The organism is Pseudoalteromonas sp. AOP7-A1-14 (assembly GCF_052376275.1).
In the GTDB taxonomy this organism is placed as follows: Bacteria; Pseudomonadota; Gammaproteobacteria; order Enterobacterales; family Alteromonadaceae; genus Pseudoalteromonas.
The window spans coordinates 1-604 of record NZ_JBQSVO010000281.1 but is presented as its reverse complement, the minus strand read 5'-3'; the positions used below and the strand labels follow the sequence as shown (position 1 = coordinate 604).

Annotated in this window: 1 protein-coding gene; it reads left to right on the top strand. The window is 42.7% G+C overall.

Going from position 1 to position 604, the window contains the following annotated elements; all coding sequences use genetic code 11:
• Positions 1–604, top strand: a 604-nt coding sequence (locus tag ACT3RM_RS18115) for an IS1 family transposase (protein ID WP_444511546.1), incomplete at both ends; no start/stop codon positions are given.

The following is a 604-nucleotide window of genomic DNA, read 5'->3' as shown; positions in this document are numbered from 1 at the left end:
TAGATATCAGCTGCCCCGACTGTCACAGTCCCAGTTTAAAGAAAAACGGCATAAAAAGCTATGGCAAGCAGAACTACCAATGCAAGGACTGCAAACGACAATTTATTGGTGACCATGCCTTAACCTATCACGGCTGTCATTCTAAAATAGAAGACATCATACGGCTAATGACGGTTAGAGGTTGCGGCGTTAGAGACATAGCTATTATAGCCTCAGTCAGTATCGGTAAAGTATTGAGCACCATAGGCTCATCCATTTATAAGATCGCGCCTAAGAAGAGCTACTATGAACGCTTAGAGGTTGATGAGTTCTGGACTTACGTGTATCGCAAGAAGCGTAAAGTCTGGCTTATCTACGCTTATGACCGTGCTACTAATGAGATTGTCGCTTATGTCTGGGGCAAACGTGACTTAAAAACAGCTAAGAAGCTAAGAGCACGTTTAAAGCAACTTAAAGTAAGCTATGGCTCTATCAGTATGGACAACTGGGATAGCTTTAAAACCGCCTTTAAAGGTGATCACAAACAGGTTGGCAAACAGCATACCATAGGTATAGAGGGTAATAACTGTCGCCTTAGACACCGATTAAGACGAGCGGTTAGAAA